General features: G+C 69.2%; 17 protein-coding genes and 1 pseudogene. 4 read left to right on the top strand and 14 right to left on the bottom strand.

Annotated features, from left to right (window positions below):
- Positions 1 to 7: 7 nt before the first annotated feature.
- The gene (locus tag RM423_RS00200) at positions 8 to 1198 is read right to left on the bottom strand and encodes an acetyl-CoA C-acetyltransferase (RefSeq protein ID WP_311420967.1); all 1191 of its coding nucleotides are present in this window, start codon (positions 1196 to 1198) and stop codon (positions 8 to 10) included.
- A 227-nt stretch (positions 1199 to 1425) separates the two neighbouring features.
- Between RM423_RS00200 and mce the strand changes: the two genes are divergently transcribed.
- Positions 1426 to 1839, top strand: a complete 414-nt coding sequence (gene mce / locus RM423_RS00195; RefSeq protein WP_311420966.1) for a methylmalonyl-CoA epimerase — start codon at positions 1426 to 1428, stop codon at positions 1837 to 1839.
- Between the two features lie 87 nt (positions 1840 to 1926).
- Entirely contained in the window at positions 1927 to 2919 is a 993-nt protein-coding gene (locus tag RM423_RS00190; protein WP_311420965.1) for a coiled-coil domain-containing protein, read from the top strand.
- Here the strand turns inward: RM423_RS00190 and RM423_RS25340 are convergent.
- The 5 genes from RM423_RS25340 to RM423_RS00170 all read right to left on the bottom strand — a co-directional run bounded on the left by RM423_RS25340 (position 2916) and on the right by RM423_RS00170 (position 7732).
- Entirely contained in the window at positions 2916 to 3257 is a 342-nt protein-coding gene (locus RM423_RS25340; protein ID WP_396327530.1) for a hypothetical protein, read from the bottom strand. The two genes, RM423_RS00190 and RM423_RS25340, sit on opposite strands and share 4 nt — an antisense overlap.
- A 116-nt stretch (positions 3258 to 3373) precedes the next feature.
- Positions 3374 to 4309, bottom strand: a complete 936-nt coding sequence (locus RM423_RS00185; RefSeq protein WP_311420964.1) for a hydroxymethylglutaryl-CoA lyase — start codon at positions 4307 to 4309, stop codon at positions 3374 to 3376.
- A 181-nt stretch (positions 4310 to 4490) separates the two neighbouring features.
- Complete coding sequence (locus RM423_RS00180; protein WP_311420963.1) at positions 4491 to 5984, bottom strand: aldehyde dehydrogenase family protein; 1494 nt, start codon at positions 5982 to 5984, stop codon at positions 4491 to 4493.
- A 50-nt stretch (positions 5985 to 6034) separates the two neighbouring features.
- On the bottom strand, positions 6035 to 6739 hold the full coding sequence (gene nucS / locus RM423_RS00175; RefSeq protein WP_311420962.1) for an endonuclease NucS: 705 nt from the start codon (positions 6737 to 6739) through the stop codon (positions 6035 to 6037).
- A 144-nt stretch (positions 6740 to 6883) separates the two neighbouring features.
- Positions 6884 to 7732, bottom strand: coding sequence for a 3-hydroxyacyl-CoA dehydrogenase family protein (locus tag RM423_RS00170; RefSeq protein WP_311420961.1), 849 nt, complete (start codon positions 7730 to 7732; stop codon positions 6884 to 6886).
- A gap of 171 nt (positions 7733 to 7903) precedes the next feature.
- Here RM423_RS00170 and RM423_RS00165 point away from each other — a divergent pair, with 171 nt between their 5' ends.
- The gene (locus RM423_RS00165; RefSeq protein ID WP_311420960.1) at positions 7904 to 8209 is read left to right on the top strand and encodes a hypothetical protein; all 306 of its coding nucleotides are present in this window, start codon (positions 7904 to 7906) and stop codon (positions 8207 to 8209) included.
- Between the two features lie 91 nt (positions 8210 to 8300).
- Complete coding sequence (locus RM423_RS00160) at positions 8301 to 8888, top strand: cob(I)yrinic acid a,c-diamide adenosyltransferase (RefSeq protein ID WP_311420959.1); 588 nt, start codon at positions 8301 to 8303, stop codon at positions 8886 to 8888.
- 82 nt (positions 8889 to 8970) lie between these two features.
- Here RM423_RS00160 and RM423_RS00155 read toward each other — a convergent pair whose 3' ends face one another.
- The 8 genes and pseudogenes from RM423_RS00155 to atpE form a co-directional block, all read right to left on the bottom strand.
- Positions 8971 to 9390 (bottom strand): DUF2550 family protein, encoded by a 420-nt coding sequence (locus RM423_RS00155; RefSeq protein ID WP_311420958.1) that lies wholly within the window; start codon positions 9388 to 9390, stop codon positions 8971 to 8973.
- A gap of 56 nt (positions 9391 to 9446) precedes the next feature.
- On the bottom strand, positions 9447 to 9833 hold the full coding sequence (locus RM423_RS00150) for a F0F1 ATP synthase subunit epsilon (protein ID WP_311420957.1): 387 nt from the start codon (positions 9831 to 9833) through the stop codon (positions 9447 to 9449).
- A 45-nt stretch (positions 9834 to 9878) separates the two neighbouring features.
- The gene (gene atpD / locus RM423_RS00145; protein ID WP_311420956.1) at positions 9879 to 11336 is read right to left on the bottom strand and encodes a F0F1 ATP synthase subunit beta; all 1458 of its coding nucleotides are present in this window, start codon (positions 11334 to 11336) and stop codon (positions 9879 to 9881) included.
- Entirely contained in the window at positions 11336 to 12274 is a 939-nt protein-coding gene (locus tag RM423_RS00140) for a F0F1 ATP synthase subunit gamma (protein WP_311420955.1), read from the bottom strand. The genes atpD and RM423_RS00140 overlap by 1 nt, the downstream gene beginning before the upstream one ends.
- Positions 12275 to 12388: 114 nt before the next feature.
- Positions 12389 to 14059, bottom strand: a pseudogene (atpA, locus tag RM423_RS00135) (F0F1 ATP synthase subunit alpha); the annotation flags it as partial.
- Positions 14060 to 14127: 68 nt separating this feature from the next.
- Positions 14128 to 14958, bottom strand: a complete 831-nt coding sequence (locus RM423_RS00130; protein ID WP_311420953.1) for a F0F1 ATP synthase subunit delta — start codon at positions 14956 to 14958, stop codon at positions 14128 to 14130.
- On the bottom strand, positions 14955 to 15515 hold the full coding sequence (locus RM423_RS00125) for a F0F1 ATP synthase subunit B (protein ID WP_311420952.1): 561 nt from the start codon (positions 15513 to 15515) through the stop codon (positions 14955 to 14957). The genes RM423_RS00130 and RM423_RS00125 overlap by 4 nt, the downstream gene beginning before the upstream one ends.
- Positions 15516 to 15550: 35 nt before the next feature.
- Complete coding sequence (atpE, locus tag RM423_RS00120; protein ID WP_311420951.1) at positions 15551 to 15754, bottom strand: ATP synthase F0 subunit C; 204 nt, start codon at positions 15752 to 15754, stop codon at positions 15551 to 15553.
- Positions 15755 to 15773 lie beyond the last annotated feature (19 nt).

The raw sequence follows: 15773 nt of genomic DNA, 5'->3' as shown, positions 1-15773 counted from the left end.
ACTCTGGTCACGGAACGCGCAGGATCAGGGCGTCGCCCTGGCCACCGCCACCGCACAGCGCCGCCACCCCGACACCGCCGCCGCGACGCTGCAGTTCCAGTGCCAGGTGCAGGGCGATCCGGGTGCCGGACATGCCGATCGGGTGACCGACGGCGATGGCGCCGCCGTTGACGTTCACGATCTCGGGGTCGATCCCGAGCTGCTTGGACGACGCCAGCCCGACGGCCGCGAACGCCTCGTTGATCTCGATCAGATCCAGGTCCTCGACCGAGATGCCCTCCTTGGCGACCGCCGCCCGGATCGCGTTGGCCGGCTGGGACTGCAGGCTGGAATCCGGTCCGGCGACCGAACCGGCAGCGCCGATCTCGGCAAGCCAGCTCAGTCCCAGCTCTTCTGCCTTGGCCTTGCTCATCACCACGACCGCGGCGGCACCGTCGGAGATCTGCGAGGCCGACCCGGCGGTGATGGTGCCGTCCTTGCGGAACGCCGGGCGCAGCCGGGCGAGTGATTCCACCGTGGTGTCGGCGCGGACGCCCTCGTCGTAGCGGAACTCGAGCGCGTCGCCCTTACGCTGCGGGATCTGCACCGGAACGACCTCGTCGTCGAACACGCCGTTCTTCCAACCCTGAGCGGCGAGCTGGTGGCTGCGAGCGGCGAACGCGTCCTGCTCCTCGCGACTGAACTCGGTGTCGGCCTTGTTCGCGTCCTCGGTGAGAGCACCCATCGCCTGGTCGGTGAAGGCATCCCAGAGGCCGTCGTAGGCCATGTGGTCGCGCAGCGGCACGTCGCCGTACTTGTAGCCCTCGCGGGAGCCGGCCAGCAGGTGCGGGGCCTGGGTCATCGACTCCTGGCCGCCGGCCACCACGATGTCGTATTCGCCGGCACGGATCAGCTGATCGGCGAGGGCGATGGCGTTGATGCCCGACAGACACAGCTTGTTGATCGCGACCGCCGGCACCGTGAGCGGGATGCCGCCCTTGGCCGCCGCCTGGCGCGCCGGCCCCTGCCCGGTGCCCGCCTGCAGCACCTGGCCCATGATCACGTACTGGACCTGTTCCGGAGCGACGCCGGCCTTGTCCAGCGCGGCCTTGATCGCGATACCACCGAGGTCCGCGGCCGAGAAGTCCTTGAGCGAGCCGAGCAGTCGTCCCATCGGGGTCCGGGCGCCGGCTACGAGAACTGACGTGGTTCCTGACATCTGATCCTCCAGAGCGGCAGCGACCCAACCGGCTGCCTGATCGCCGCGTCGGTCCGGACGCGGGAACGGTGCACCAAGGGTATCGACCCAGACGCGACAGCACAGACCCCGAGAGCTATGAGTCGCGCCACGCGGGCTTCTCGTGAGCAGGGTGCGGCAGCCACCATGAGCCAACCGCGCGGATCGGATCGCTCTTACAGAGGATCCTTCAGAAGAGGAGCTCGCCCGTGACCATCTTGCGAATCGACCACGTGGGCCTCGCCGTCCCGGATCTGGACGAGGCGCTGGAGTTCTACCGCGCCACCTTCGGAATCCACAGCGTGCACGAGGAGGTGAACGAGGAGCAGGGGGTACGCGAGGCCATGCTGGCGGTCGGCGACGGCACCACCCGCATCCAGCTGCTGGCGCCGCTGAACGCCGACTCGACGATCGCCAAGTTCCTCGGCCGCCGGGGTCCGGGAATGCAGCAATTGGCCTACACGGTCGACGACCTGGTAGCCACCAGCGCCGAGCTTCGGGGCAAGGGCCTGCGCCTGCTGTTCGACGAGCCCCGGCGCGGAACCTCGAACTCTCGCGTGAACTTCGTCAATCCCAAGGACGCCGGCGGAGTGCTGATCGAGCTGGTCGAGCCGGCTGTGTGATTCGGGACGCCTGAGGTGGACCATTTTGGTATAGGACACGCATGAACGAGACCGCTCCTCCTCCCCCGGGCGTGGGAACATGGACACATGGCAGCAGAGGATCACAGCACAGAGTTACTGCCGATACTCGATAGCGACCAGCCCTTCTTCGATGTGGGCATTCGCGGCTACGACAAGCGGCAAGTCGACGACTACGTGTCCCGGGCCAGCACCGAGATCGCCGAGCTGACCGCGGCCCGTGACGCCGCGCTGGCCGCCGGCGCCGACCGCGCCGCTCAGCTGGCCAGCAGAGAGGCCCATATCGAGTCTCTTCGGCAGCAGGCGGCCAAGGCCACCGCCGCACCGAGCGCCGCCACCACCGCGGCCAATGTCTCCGGGCGCATCCACGAGATGCTGCGGCTGGCCACCGAAGAGGCGGCGCAGACCCGCCGCGGCGCTGAAGAAGAAGCCGAACGGGTGCTCGCCGCGGCCCGGGCGGACGCGGAGCGGGTCCGCGGTGACGCCGCCGCGGAACAGCAGCGGCTGACCGCCAACGCCTCGCAGCGCTCCGCCGAGGCCGATCAGAAGCTGGCCCAGGCAAGGACCCAGGGGGCCTCCGAGCTGGAGAAGGCCCGGGCGGAGGCAGCACGCCTGGTCGAGACGGCCATCGTCGAGGCGGCGCGTCTCGTTGACACGGCCACCGCCGAGGCCAACCGGCGGATCGAGACCGCCACCACGGAGGCCAACCGGCTGGTCGACACCGTGGAAGCGCAGACGGCGGAACTGCTGGCGACCGCGACGGCTGAGCGGGACCGGTTGAACGCCGAATCCGCCGCCGCGCGCGCCGAGGCCGAGGCGGCGTCGGCGGCCCGCATCCGGACCGCCGAAGAGGATTTCGAGATCACGCTGCGCGGTCGCCGCAGCGCCGCCGACCGGGACACCCGGCAGGAGCGCGCCGCGGCAAAGGCTGCTGCCGACGACCTCGTCGCGCAGGCCCACGCGCGCGCCGCCGCGCTGGACGCAGAGCGTGCGCAGACCCACCAGGCTCTGCGCGAACTGCATGCCCGGCTCGGCGAGGTCATTACCAGCACCGGCAGCTAGCCGTAACGGGGAGCGTTGCGGCTGCGCTGAACACCCGGGGCGCGCCGGGCGCGAGCGGTCCAGCACCCACTGTGCCAGTGCCTGCGATCCGAGGCATCCAGGTCGTCGGCCGGCCATGCGACGACATGCGGGATGCTTGCGGCCAGCAGCTGATCACAGCCCGGACACCGATACGGCCCGGCGGAGCCCGAACCGCTCACCGAGCGGACCCGGTACTCGATCCCGCGCCAGGACTCCGAGCGCTCGCCGACGCCCCCGGTATGCGAGCCCTCGCGTGCGCTCGTCTCAGCGACGGGCGTCCGGCCGCGGCGACGGGGAGGTGAGTTGCGGCGTGGCACAGGAGTGGAGTTTACGTACCCGCGCCGTGGCCCGGTCCGCGAACTGCGCCGGCCGAAGCGCCGGCCCGTCAGCCGGCCAAGCCCGTGGGCGTGCAGCAGCCAGCCGCAGTGGGCGGTCAGCCGCCGAGGGCCTGCACCACCCGGGACGGGCTCGGCCGGCCGAGCTGGCGCGCCATCCAGACACTCGTCTCGACCAGCGTGCCCAGGTCGACACCGGTCTCGATGCCGAGCCCGTCCAGCTGCCACACCAGGTCCTCGGTGGCCAGGTTGCCGGTGGCGCTCTCGGCGTACGGGCAGCCGCCCAGGCCACCGGCCGAGGCGTCCACGATGCTGATTCCCGATTCCAGCGCCGCCAGGGTATTGGCCAGCGCCTGGCCGTAGGTGTCGTGGAAATGCACCGCAACCTGCTCCAGTCCGACACCGGCATCCGACACGGCATGGAGCAGCGCCCGAACCTGTCCCGGGGTCGCGACGCCGATGGTGTCGCCCAGGCTGAGCTCGGTACATCCGAGGCTCATCAAGGCCACGGCCGCGTCGGCCACCTGCCGCAACGGCACGGGTCCCTCCCAGGGATCGCCGAAGCACATGGACAGGTATGCCCGTACTCGCAGGCCGCGGTCCCGGGCGGTGGCGACCACCGGGGCGAACATCTCGATCGACTCGGCGACGCTGCGGTTGAGGTTGCGCTGGGCGAAGGTCTCGGTGGCGCTGCCGAAGATGGCGATCTCGTCCACGCCGGCGGCGAGCGCCCGGGACAGGCCCTTCGCATTGGGCACCAGGACGGGATAGCGGACGCCCGGGTGCCGGTCCAGCGCGCTCAGCAGCTCCTCGGCGTCGGCCAGCTGCGGAACCCACTTGGGATGCACGAAGCTGGTGGCCTCGACCACCCGGTGACCGGCCGCGACGAGGCGGTCCAGGAACTCCAGTTTCACGCCGACCGGCACGATCGCCGACTCGTTCTGCAGTCCGTCGCGCGGTCCCACCTCACAGATGGTGACCCGTTCCGGCAGGTCGTTGCGTGCCACTACTGCCGGCAAGCCTGCGACGGCCATAGGTTGCTCCTTCGGATCTGGCGACTGCTGTGTTCGTGCTCTTCTCGATCGGGTGGCCTCGCTCCTTCGCCACGCCGGTCTCCGCCAGCGGTCGAAGGCTTGCCAGACCGTAACCGCTGGGCGCAGGGCGATGGGGTGCGTTGGGGCGAGGCTCACAGCGAGGGCGGCCTCCACCGCCCGCTCAGCCGCGTCCCCAGCGGGTACTGGCGAGCTGGCGCAGCTGCTCGATGGCCTTCTCGCCACGCTGGAAGGTGGTGATCTTGAGCGGGATCGGGAACCGCTCGCTGGTGATGGCACGCGATCGGGCGAACTCGCGCAGGCCGTCCGGGCCGTGGATCCGCCCGAAGCCGGATTCCTTGCTGCCGCCCCACGGCAGTCCGGGAACCGAGGCATAGGTCAGCACCGAGTTGACGCTGACCATGCCGGCATCGATGCGCCCGGCGATCTCGCGTCCACGCTTGCGGCTGAAAACGGACGCACCGAGGCCGTAGGAGCCGGAATTGGCCGCCGTCACGGCCTCGTCCACGTCGGCGACCTTGGCGATCGTGACGGTCGGGCCGAAGGTCTCCTCCGTCATGGCCGTGCAGTCGGCGGGGACGTCGACCAGCACGACCGGGTCGACGTACGGGGCCCGTACGGATTCCGGTCCACCGACCAGCGCCCGTCCGCCGGCGGCCAGCGCGTCCTCGATGTGCCGGCTGATCACCGCGACCTGCCCAGGCATGGTGATGGGCCCGTAGCTGGCAGCTGCCCCGCCGGTTCGCAGCAGCTGGGACTGGGCCGTCACCTTGGCGACGAACTCGTCGTAGATGGGCGCCTCGACGTACACCCGCTCGACACCGGCACAGGTCTGGCCGGCGTTGGACATGGCACCCCAGACGGTCTGCTCGGCGGCCAGGTCGAGGTCGGCATCCGCGGCGACGATGAGGGCGTCCTTGCCGCCGCACTCCACCACGCAGGGGGTGAGCGTCTCGGCGCAGGTGGCCATCACCCGCCGCCCGGTCGCGGCCGAGCCGGTGAAGGCGACCTTGTCCACACCCGCGGAACAGAGTGCGGCTCCGGTGTCGCCGAAGCCGGTGACCAGCTGGAGCACCGGCTGCTCGGGCACCACCTCGGCGAAGCTGTCCACCAGCCACCGGCCGACCGCCGGGGTGTACTCGCTGGGCTTGAACACCACGGCGTTGCCGGCGGCGAGGGCATAGGAGATCGATCCCATCGGGGTGTGCACCGGATAATTCCACGGTCCGATCACACCCACCACGCCGAAAGGCAGGTACTCCAGAGTGGCGGCATGGTTCGCCGCGAGCACGCCCGGGTTGACCCGGTGCTTGCCGAGGACCTTGCGGGCATGGCTGGCTGCCCAGGCCAGGTGCGCAATGACGATGGTCACCTCGACGACCGCGTCGTCGAAGGGCTTGCCGTTCTCACGGTGGATCAGTCGCGCCAGCTCGTCGGTGCGCTGGACGAGGATGGCGCGCCAGGCCCGCAGCCGGCTGCGGCGAGCCGGCTCGCCGACCTCGGCCCACCAGCGGGCGGCCGTCCGGGCGCGTTGCACCGCAGCGGTGACCTGCTCGGCGCCGTCGACCGGAAAGCTGGCGAGCACCTCACCGGTGGCAGGATCGAGTGAGTCGAAGTCGGCGGACAGCCCGGTCGGCCGGGGCGCTACGGCAGTCATGGCCCGAGGTTAGGCGAGCGGAGGTCGGGCCGCCAGCGCCGGTACCGGGCTCAGAACAGCCGCTGGGAGGGGTCGTCCCGCCCGCGCAGCAGGTCGTAGTCCAGCACCAGGCAGTGGATGCCCCGGTCGGCAGCCAACGTCCGGGCCTGCGGCTTGATCTCCTGCGCCGCGAACACGCCCCGGACCGGCGCGAGCAGCGGATCGCGGTTGAGCAGTTCCAGGTACCGGGTCAGCTGCTCGACACCGTCGATGTCGCCGCGACGCTTGATCTCCACGGCCACCGCGGCTCCGGCGCCGTCGCGGGCCATGATGTCCACCGGGCCGATCGCGGTCGGGTACTCGCGGCGGACCAGCCGGAAGCCGTCGCCGAGCGTCTCGATGTGCTGTGCGAGCAGGACCTGCAGGTGCGCCTCGACACCGTCCTTGACCAGGCCCGGATCGACGCCCAGCTCGTGCGCGGAGTCGTGCAGCACCTCGTCGATGCTGATGAGCAAATGCTCGCCGGTCTTGTTGGTGACCGTCCACAGCCGCCCGGGACTCGCGGATGCGCCGTCGGCCGATTCGATCCCGGCAGCGTTGCCCTCGACCAGCTTGCACGGCGGCGACATCCAGTTCAGCGGCTTGTACGAGCCACCGTCGGAGTGCACCAGCACCGACCCGTCGGCCTTCACCATCAGCAGCCGGGTCGCCATCGGCAGATGGGCCGTCAGGCGTCCGACGTAGTCGACTGAGCAACGAGCTATCACCAAGCGCACCGTGGCAGCGTAGTGGGCCACCCCCTGTGGCAGCCGGGCAGCCCGGCCCGGTCAGCCGGGCGCACCTCGTTCAACCTCTCGGATCGCGTCGACCACCCGGTCCAGCACCGGCGCGACGGTGCTGCTTCAAGGACGGATCGACGATCAGTAGGAGTAGAAGCCGTGCCCGCTCTTGCGCCCGAGGTCACCGGCGACGACCATTCGCGACAGCAGTTCCGGCGGCGCGAACTTGGGGTCACGAGTGTCGTTGTAGATGTTGTTGCCGGCGTTGCGCATGATGTCGACGCCGGTGAGGTCCACCGTGGCCAGCGGGCCCATCGCGTGGCCGAACCCCAGCTTGCAGGCGGTGTCGATGTCCTCGGCGGTGGCGACGCCGGTCTCCAGCAGCCGGACGGCCTCGTTGGCCAGGGCCGAGATCAGCCGGGTGGTGACGAAGCCCGCGACGTCCCGGTTCACCACGATGCACGTCTTTCCGATCCGCTCCGCGAAGGACCGCGCGGTCGCCAGGGTCTCGTCGGAGGTCTTGTACCCGCGGACGAGCTCGCAGAGCGCCATCATGGGCACCGGCGAGAAGAAGTGCGTTCCGACGACCCATTCGGGACGCTCGGTGGTGGCCGCGATCTGGGTGATCGGGATGGCGGAGGTGTTGGACGCCAGTACCGCGCCGTCCTTGCAGATGGTGTCCAGGCTCTGGAACAGCTCGCGCTTGACCTCCAGGCTCTCGAAGACGGCCTCGACCACCAGATCGGCATTGGCGGCGGCGTCGAGATCGGTGGTCAGGGTGATCCGGCCGAGCGCGGCCCCGACGTCGGAGTCGGCCAGCTTGCCCTTCTGGGCGAACCGGGTCAGCGACTTCTCGATCGCGTCCTTGCCCCGTTGCAGGGCGGCATCGGTGACGTCGCGCAGGATGACGTCGATGCCGGCCGTGGCTGCGACCTGGGCAATGCCCGAGCCCATCAGGCCTGCCCCAATAACCGCGACGTGCTGTGTCATCGTCCGTGTCCTCTTCTGATGTGTGGCCGAATGTGCGCCGACCCTGTCCGCGTGCGGAGCCTGTGGCGGACTGGTGTGGCGAAGTCCTCGCACGATAGCTGCCCAGCGGCCACCGGCGTCGCGCCGCACCCGCCGGACTGGGATCATGGACACTGGCGGAAGGGGTGCGCGATGGGTTTCGATCTCGGGGTCCTGGTGTGGGCGTTCTTCATCGTCGGCGGCCTGATGCTGATGATGCGCTGGATCTTCAAGCCCTCCCGGCCGCGCACCGGACGGCCGCAGCACGGGCCCGGCGCGGACCTGGGCTTGCTCCGCCCGGTCCTGAGCGCCGCACCTCGCGCCAAGGCTCTGGATGCGAAGAATCTGCTCTCGGGGCAGGGAATCAGGTGCTCGGTGTCGCGGCTGGACAGCAACAGCTACGACGTGCTGGTCTTCACGCCGGACGCCGAACGGGCCCAGCGGCTGTTGCAGGGCTGATCGGCTGCTGTCGCACGGATGACCAGCGGCTGTCGCACGGGCGATCGGCCCAGTGGTCGACCACGGCCGGTCGGCGCCCTAGATTGTTGCCATGGCCGTTCACCTGACCCGCATCTACACCAAGACTGGCGACACCGGTACGACCGCGCTCGGCGACATGAGCCGGGTCCGCAAGACGGATGTGCGCGTCGCCGCCTACGCCGACTCGGACGAGACGAACGCGGCTCTCGGCGTGGCCATTGCCCTGGGCGGGTTGCCTCAGCGGATCGTCGGCGTGCTCCGCCACATCCAGAACGACCTGTTCGACGTCGGCGCCGATCTGTGTACCCCCGTCGTCGCGGAACCGGAGTACCCGCCGTTACGGATCACCGACGCGTACGTGACCAGGCTCGAGGGCTGGTGCGATGAGTACAACGCCGAGCTCGCGCCGCTGTCGAGCTTCATCCTGCCCGGCGGCACGGTCGGGGCGGCGTTACTCCACAACGCCCGGACGATCAGCCGGCGGGCCGAGCGCAGCACCTGGGCCCTGATCGAGGCGGACCCCGAGCACACCAGCGTTCTCGCCGCCACCTACCTCAATCGGCTCTCGGACCTGCTGTTCATCCTGTCCCGGTGCGCCAACCCCGGCGGCGACGTGCTGTGGAAGCCCGGCGGCCCGGACAGCACGCCTGCCAGCTGAACCGCGGCTCTCACACTGCGCCGCCTAAAAACGCGGCTCCCACACTGCGCCGCCTAAAAACGCGACTCCCACACTGCGCCGCCTAAAAACGCGGCGCGGACGCCTCTAGCCAGGAGAGGAAGCCGGTGATCCCGTTGTCGGGAAAGCCGAGGCTGATCTCAGCACCGTGGAAGCGGCACTCCACGACTGTCAGGTTCGGCCGCAGGGCCATGTCCCGGCTGGCATCCCACGCTCGGCTGCCGATGACCGCCAGCTCGGCCCGGGGCATCCGGAGCGCCGCGGCGGGAGTCAGCGACAGGGTCCGGTACCAGACCAGCTCATCACCGACGTAGCGCCCGACGCCGTTGGCCCAGCGCTGGTCGCCGCGCTTCAACGCGACCGGGAGCGCGCCGGCCTGCCTGACCACGCGGCGCTGGTGCACCACAACCAGCAACCACGCGCCGACTGCCGCCACAAGAACGAAGCACGCGGCGAGGACGCCCGAAAACTCGACCGTCGCCACCGCGTGCCCCCGTCTGCGTATCAGATCCACCGGAACCGGTGAATCCCGTAGAACCGTTAGACCTGCTCCCCGGCGGCCCGCAGCCGGGCCAGCGCCCGGTTGCGTGCCGCTACGGCCTCTTCGTCCGTGGCATCGCCGATCCGATCCAGGGCGGCGCGGGCGCGGGCGGTATCGATCTCATCCGCCGATTCCGCCATCTCGGCGAGCACCGAGACGCCGTCCGCACGGACCGACAGGAAACCGCCGTGTACCGCGACGCGCTGCTCGACCCCGTCCGCCTGCATGATCCGGACGAGCCAGCCCGGCGCCAAGGCACCCAGCAGTGCCGCGTGACCGGGCATGACACCGATCTCGCCTTCCGTGGTCCGGGCGTACACCGCGTTGGCCTCGCCGGACCAGATCGGACGCTCGACCGACACCAACTCGACCTGCATCGTGCTCATCAGCGTTTATCCCTTGTCCGAATGCGGAACCTGAACAGCGTGCGGTCAGGACTTGTTGAGCTCGTGTGCGTTGCGCTCGAGGTCCTCGATACCGCCGCACATGAAGAAGGCCTGCTCGGGATAGTTGTCGAAGTCACCGGCGGCGAGCCGCTTGAAGGCGTCGATCGTCTCTTCGATCGGGACGAACGAACCCTCGATCCCGGTGAACTGCTTGGCGACGAAGGTGTTCTGCGAGAGGAACCGCTCCATCCGGCGGGCCCGGCCGACGAGGACCTTGTCCTCTTCGGAGAGCTCGTCGATGCCGAGGATGGCGATGATGGACTGCAGCTCGTTGTAGCGCTGCAGGATCCGCTTGGTCTCGGTGGCCACGTCGTAGTGCTCCTGGCCGATGTACTGGGCGTCCAGGATGCGCGAGGTCGAGTCCAGCGGGTCGACGGCCGGGTAGATGCCCTTCTCCGAGATCGGGCGAGAGAGCACCGTGGTGGCGTCGAGGTGGGCGAACGCGGTGTGCGGCGCGGGGTCGGTGATGTCGTCGGCGGGAACGTAGATCGCCTGCATCGAGGTGATCGAGTGGCCCCGGGTCGAGGTGATCCGCTCCTGGAGCTGGCCCATCTCGTCCGCAAGGGTCGGCTGGTATCCCACGGCCGACGGCATCCGACCGAGCAGCGTCGACACCTCGGAGCCGGCCTGGGTGAACCGGAAGATGTTGTCGATGAACAGCAGCACGTCCTGGCCTTGCACATCGCGGAAGTACTCCGCCATGGTGAGCGCGGACAGCGCCACCCGCAGCCGGGTGCCCGGTGGCTCGTCCATCTGGCCGAAGACCAGGGCGGTCTTGTTGAGAACGCCGGAGTCGGTCATCTCGGCGATGAGGTCGTTACCCTCACGGGTGCGCTCGCCGACGCCGGCGAACACCGACACACCACCGAAGTTCTCGGCGACGCGGTAGATCATCTCCTGGATGAGCACCGTCTTGCCGACGCCGGCACCACCGAACAGGCCGATCTTGCCGCCGACCACGTACGGGGTGAGCAGGTCGATGACCTTGATGCCCGTCCACATGGCCTCGGTCTTGGACTCGAGCTGGTCGAAGGGCGGCGGGTCACGGTGGATCGACCAGCGCTCGGGAAAGTGCAGGCCCTTGCCGGCCTCGTCCATCGGCACGCCGAGAGCGTTGAACACGTGGCCCTTGGTGATGTCGCCGACCGGGACGGTGATGGCCTCGCCGGTGTCTATCACGGGGGCACCGCGGACCAAGCCATCGGTGGGCTGCAGCGCGATGGCACGGACCATGTCGTCGCCGATGTGCTGGGCGGTCTCCATGGTCAGCGTGCTCGACTGCTCGCCGAGCTGGATCCGGACCTGCAGGGCGTTGTTCAGAGCCGGCATGCTGTCGCGGCCGAACTCGACGTCGACGACGGGGCCGATGACCCGCACCACGCGTCCAGTAGCCGCCGGCGAACCCGAATCGGTCGACGGGGTGTTGAGGGTGCTAGTGCTCATCAGTAGTCACTTCCTGCTGCCGCGAGGGCGTCGGCGCCACCGACGATCTCGCTGATTTCCTGGGTGATCTCCGCCTGGCGCGCTTGGTTCGCCATGCGGGTGTACGTCCTGATCAGGTCCGTGGCGTTGTCCGACGCGGACTTCATCGCGCGGCGGCGGGCCGCCGACTCCGACGCTGCCGACTCGAGCAGGGCCGAGAAGATCCGGGCGCTGATGTAACGCGGAAGTAGTGCGGTGAGGATCTGCTGCGGTTCGGGCTCGAACTCGTACGCCGGAGCCGGGGCGTTGGAGGCGCCGTCCGAAGACTGGGCCGCCTGCTCGGCATCGGACAGCTGCACCGGTGCCACGAGGTCATCGACCGGGGTCTGACTGACCATCGAGTCGAAACGCGTGTACACCACGTGCAGCTCGTCGACTCCGGGCCGACCGTCCGACTCGCCGTCGCTGGTTGCCAGCAGCGCCGAGACGACCGCATCGGTCGCGCCACGGGCGTCGGCGAAGTTGGGCTGCTCCGAGAAGCCGGTCCAGCTGTCCGCCGTGGGGATCTGACGGAAGCGGTAGTACCCGACGCCCTTGCGGCCGATCACGTAGAGGACCGGCTCCTTGCCCTCCGCGCGAAGCGACGCCGTGAGCTCGTTCGCGCGCTTGATCGCGTTCGCGCTGTAACCACCCGCGAGACCGCGGTCAGAGGTCACCACCAGGACGCCGGCACGGCGCGGGTTGGCCGCGCCGGTGAGCAGTGGGTGCTGCAGCGACGCATCCTTGCCCAGAGCGGCGAGCGCCCGGGTCAGCTCGTCGGCGTACGGCCGTGCCGCGTTGACCCGGTTCTGGGCCTTGACGATCCGAGAAGCGGCGATGAGTTCCATCGCCTTGGTGATCTTCTGGGTCGACTGGACAGACTTGATCTGCCGGCGGTAGACCCGGAGCTGAGCACCCACCGGTTACCGCGCGTCCGTCTGCATGGCCGTCGCACCGCTGGTGGCGGCGCCACTGGTGGCAGCACCACTGGTCGCAGCACCGCTGGTGGCAGCACCACTGGTCGCCACATCGCCGGTGACCGCATCGCTGGTCGACGCGCCGCCGGTGGCGACACCGTCAGCCGCGGCCCCGTTGGGGCGCGAGTCGTCGAGGGCGGTCCGGGCGGCCTGCCGGGCGTCACGGTCGGCGGCGTCCTTGCCTACCGTGGACACGAACTGGGACCGGACCTCGGCGACTGCCTTCTCGAGCTCGGCGACCGTGTCATCCTCGAGCTTGCCGGTGTTGGCGATGGCGTCGAAGATCCCCTTGTGGTTACGGGCAATGTGCTCGTGCAGCGCGGCCTCGAAGGGGCGCACGTCGGCGACCTCGAGCTCATCGAACTGGCCGGTGGTGCCGGCCCAGATCGAGACGACCTCCTGCTCCGGCGAGAAAGGCGAGGCAGCCGGCTGCTTGAGCAGCTCCACCAAGCGCGATCCGCGACGCAGCTGCTGCTGGCTGGCCTTGTCCAGATCGGAGCCGAAGGCGGCGAACGCCTCGAGCTCGCGATACTGCGCCAGATCGACCCGCAGCCGGCCGGCAACCGACTTCAGCGCCTTGGTCTGCGCCGCGCCACCGACTCGCGACACCGACACACCGACGTTGATGGCCGGGCGGACGCCGGAGTTGAACAGGTCCGTCTCCAGGAAGCACTGGCCGTCGGTGATCGAGATGACGTTGGTCGGAATGTATGCCGAGACGTCGTTGCCCTTGGTCTCGATGATCGGCAGGCCGGTCATCGAGCCGCCGCCCAGCTCGTCGGACAGCTTCGCGCAGCGCTCGAGCAGCCGGGAGTGCAAGTAGAAGACGTCGCCCGGGTAGGCCTCGCGGCCCGGTGGCCGGCGCAGCAGCAGCGACACGGTGCGGTAGGCCTCGGCCTGCTTGGACAGGTCGTCGAACACGATCAGGACGTGCTTGCCGTCATACATCCAGTGCTGGCCGATGGCCGAGCCGGTGTAGGGCGCGAGGTACTTGAAGCCAGCCGAGTCGGAGGCCGGAGCTGCGACGATGGTGGTGTATTCCAGCGCGCCGGCCTCCTCCAGGGTCTGCTTCGCCCCGGCGATGGTGGAGCCCTTCTGGCCGATGGCGACGTAGATGCAGCGGACCTGCTGCTTCGGGTCGCCGGTACGCCAGTTGTCGCGCTGGTTGATGATCGCGTCGAGCGCCACCGTGGTCTTGCCGGTCTGGCGGTCACCGATGATCAGCTGGCGCTGGCCACGACCGATGGCGGTCATCGCGTCGATCGCCTTGATGCCGGTCTGCAGCGGCTCGCGGACCTCCTTGCGCTGCACCACGGTCGGCGCCTGCAGCTCGAGGGCACGGCGGGCGTCCGCGACGATCTCGCCGAGACCGTCGATCGGCACGCCGAGCGGGTTGACGACCCGGCCGAGGAAGGCGTCACCAACTGGAACGGAGAGGACCTCTCCGGTCCGCGTGACCTGCTGGCCCTCTTCGATATGGGACTGGTCACCCAGGACGACCACACCGATGTCGCGCACGTCGAGGTTCAGCGCCAGGCCGAGGGTGCCGTCCTCGAAGCGCAGCAGCTCGTTGGTCATCACGCTGGGCAGGCCCTCGATGTGGGCGATGCCGTCACCGGTGTCAGCGACGATGCCGACCTCCTCGCGGGAGGTCTCCGGCGAGTACGAGGACACGTAGCCCTCGAGCGCGGTACGGATCTCGTCGGCGGAGATTGTCAGCTCAGCCATCTTGGTTCCTCAATCTCGTTCGTTCGATACAACCAGTGGATATACAGCTCATGGCGCAGGCCGGGATGTCAGCCGGCGAACGCCGCACGGGCCGCCGCGAGCCGAGTGGCCACGGTGCCGTCGATGACCTCGTCGCCAACCCGCACGACCAGGCCGCCTCGGACTCCCGGATCAACCGCGGTCCGGATAGTGATGTCTCGACCGTATAGCTGCCTCAGCGATGCCGCCAGCCGCTCGGTCTGCTCGGGCGTCAGGTCGGTCGCGGCGATCACCCTGGCGACCGAACGCTCGCGGCGGGCGGCGCTCGCTTCGAGCAGGTCGTCGATGACCGAGAGGACGTGGTGCTTGCGGCCACTGGTCACCGCGTGAGCCAGCAGCTCCGAGGTGACCGGGTTGACCTTGCCCGCCAGCAACTGCTGCGCGAGCGCGCTCCGGGCCTCGCCGGGAACCGACTCGTCATCGAGCGCCGTGGTCAGTTCGGGGGCGTTGGTCAGGATCCGCTCGAACCGGAAGAGCTCATCCTCGACGGTGTCCAGCTGGCCCTGCTGCTCAGCCGAGGCCAGCAGCGTCTCGTCGGCGATGATCTCGAGCGCGTCAGTGAGGTCCCAGGGTGAGGACCAGCGTTCGACGACCGCGTCGACCACCAAGCCGACCGCCGTCTCGTCCAGCCGTCCGGTCAGCAGCGAGCGTGCGAGCTGTCCGCGTGCCGAGGCATCGGTGGACGGGTCCGCCAGCGTGCGCCGCAGCCGGGGCTGCGTAGCCAGCAGGTTCGACGCCGCGTACAGCTGGCTCGCAAGCGCCTGGGAACTCGCGCCAGTGACGTCGGAGTCGGTCGACAGCACCGCGATCAGCCGCTCGCGAAGATCCGCGAGGGCTGATCGAGAGGCGGCGTGGATCATCGCTGGTCGCCAGCCGGTCCGCCGGCCTGCTGACGCTCGATGTCAGCGAGGAAGGCATCGACGGTGCCGCGAATCGCGGCGTCGTCGGACAGTCGCTGACCCACGATCTTCTCCGACAGCTCGACTGCCAGGGTTCCGATCTCGCCCCGGAGTTCCCGCACGATCTGGCCGCGCTGGGCGGCCAGTTGCTCCTCGCCACGGGAGACGATCCTGGCCGACTCGTCTTGTGCCTGACTCCGCAGGTCCTCGATGATGCGCTGCGCCTCGGCGCGGGCACCCTCACGGATCTGCGCTGCCTCGGTACGGGCCTCGGCAAGCTGGGCGTTGTACTGCGCCAGCAGCCGGGCGGCTTCGGCCTGCGCCTCTTCGGCGCGGGTGATGCCGCCTTCGATCGCGTCCCGCCGGGCCTCGAAGGACTTCTCGAACGCTGGAACGACGAACTTCCAGACGCCGAACATGAGCAGCCCGAAGACGATCAGGACCAGGATGAACTCCGACGGAACGAAGTTCAGCGGCGCTGGCCCGGCCTCACCCTCGGCTAGGAAGATCGTGTGCATGAGCAACCCCTACAAGTTGGGCGGAACCGCGGCTGTTAAAGGACGAAGGCCAGGGCGATGCCGATGATCGCGAGGGCCTCGGTCAGTGCGAAGCCGAGGAACGCGATCGTCTGCAGGCGGGACTGCATCTCAGGCTGGCGGGCGGTGCCGTTGATGTATGCGGCGAAGACCAAACCGATACCGATACCGGGGCCAACGGCGGCGAGGCCGTATCCAACCATGTTGAGCGAGCCAGTCATGGGGTTCCTTTCGTTTCTC

Origin of the sequence: Jatrophihabitans lederbergiae, assembly GCF_031845305.1 — a bacterium.
Lineage (GTDB): Bacteria > Actinomycetota > Actinomycetes > Mycobacteriales > Jatrophihabitantaceae > Jatrophihabitans_A > Jatrophihabitans_A lederbergiae.
This window is presented reverse-complemented; position numbering and strand designations above follow the sequence as displayed.

Excerpts from the sequence above, each read along its gene's own strand:
- RM423_RS00130 (WP_311420953.1), bottom strand. The coding sequence starts at position 14,958 with ATGATCCACGCCGCCTCTCGATCAGCCCTCGCGGATCTTCGCGAGCGG.
- RM423_RS00170 (WP_311420961.1), bottom strand. The coding sequence starts at position 7,732 with ATGACACAGCACGTCGCGGTTATTGGGGCAGGCCTGATGGGCTCGGGC.
- RM423_RS00200 (WP_311420967.1), bottom strand. The coding sequence starts at position 1,198 with ATGTCAGGAACCACGTCAGTTCTCGTAGCCGGCGCCCGGACCCCGATG.
- RM423_RS00190 (WP_311420965.1), top strand. The coding sequence starts at position 1,927 with ATGGCAGCAGAGGATCACAGCACAGAGTTACTGCCGATACTCGATAGC.
- RM423_RS00125 (WP_311420952.1), bottom strand. The coding sequence starts at position 15,515 with ATGCACACGATCTTCCTAGCCGAGGGTGAGGCCGGGCCAGCGCCGCTG.
- atpE (WP_311420951.1), bottom strand. The coding sequence starts at position 15,754 with ATGACTGGCTCGCTCAACATGGTTGGATACGGCCTCGCCGCCGTTGGC.
- RM423_RS00185 (WP_311420964.1), bottom strand. The coding sequence starts at position 4,309 with ATGGCCGTCGCAGGCTTGCCGGCAGTAGTGGCACGCAACGACCTGCCG.
- RM423_RS00180 (WP_311420963.1), bottom strand. The coding sequence starts at position 5,984 with ATGACTGCCGTAGCGCCCCGGCCGACCGGGCTGTCCGCCGACTTCGAC.
- RM423_RS00165 (WP_311420960.1), top strand. The coding sequence starts at position 7,904 with ATGGGTTTCGATCTCGGGGTCCTGGTGTGGGCGTTCTTCATCGTCGGC.
- atpD (WP_311420956.1), bottom strand. The coding sequence starts at position 11,336 with ATGAGCACTAGCACCCTCAACACCCCGTCGACCGATTCGGGTTCGCCG.
- RM423_RS00150 (WP_311420957.1), bottom strand. The coding sequence starts at position 9,833 with ATGAGCACGATGCAGGTCGAGTTGGTGTCGGTCGAGCGTCCGATCTGG.
- RM423_RS00160 (WP_311420959.1), top strand. The coding sequence starts at position 8,301 with ATGGCCGTTCACCTGACCCGCATCTACACCAAGACTGGCGACACCGGT.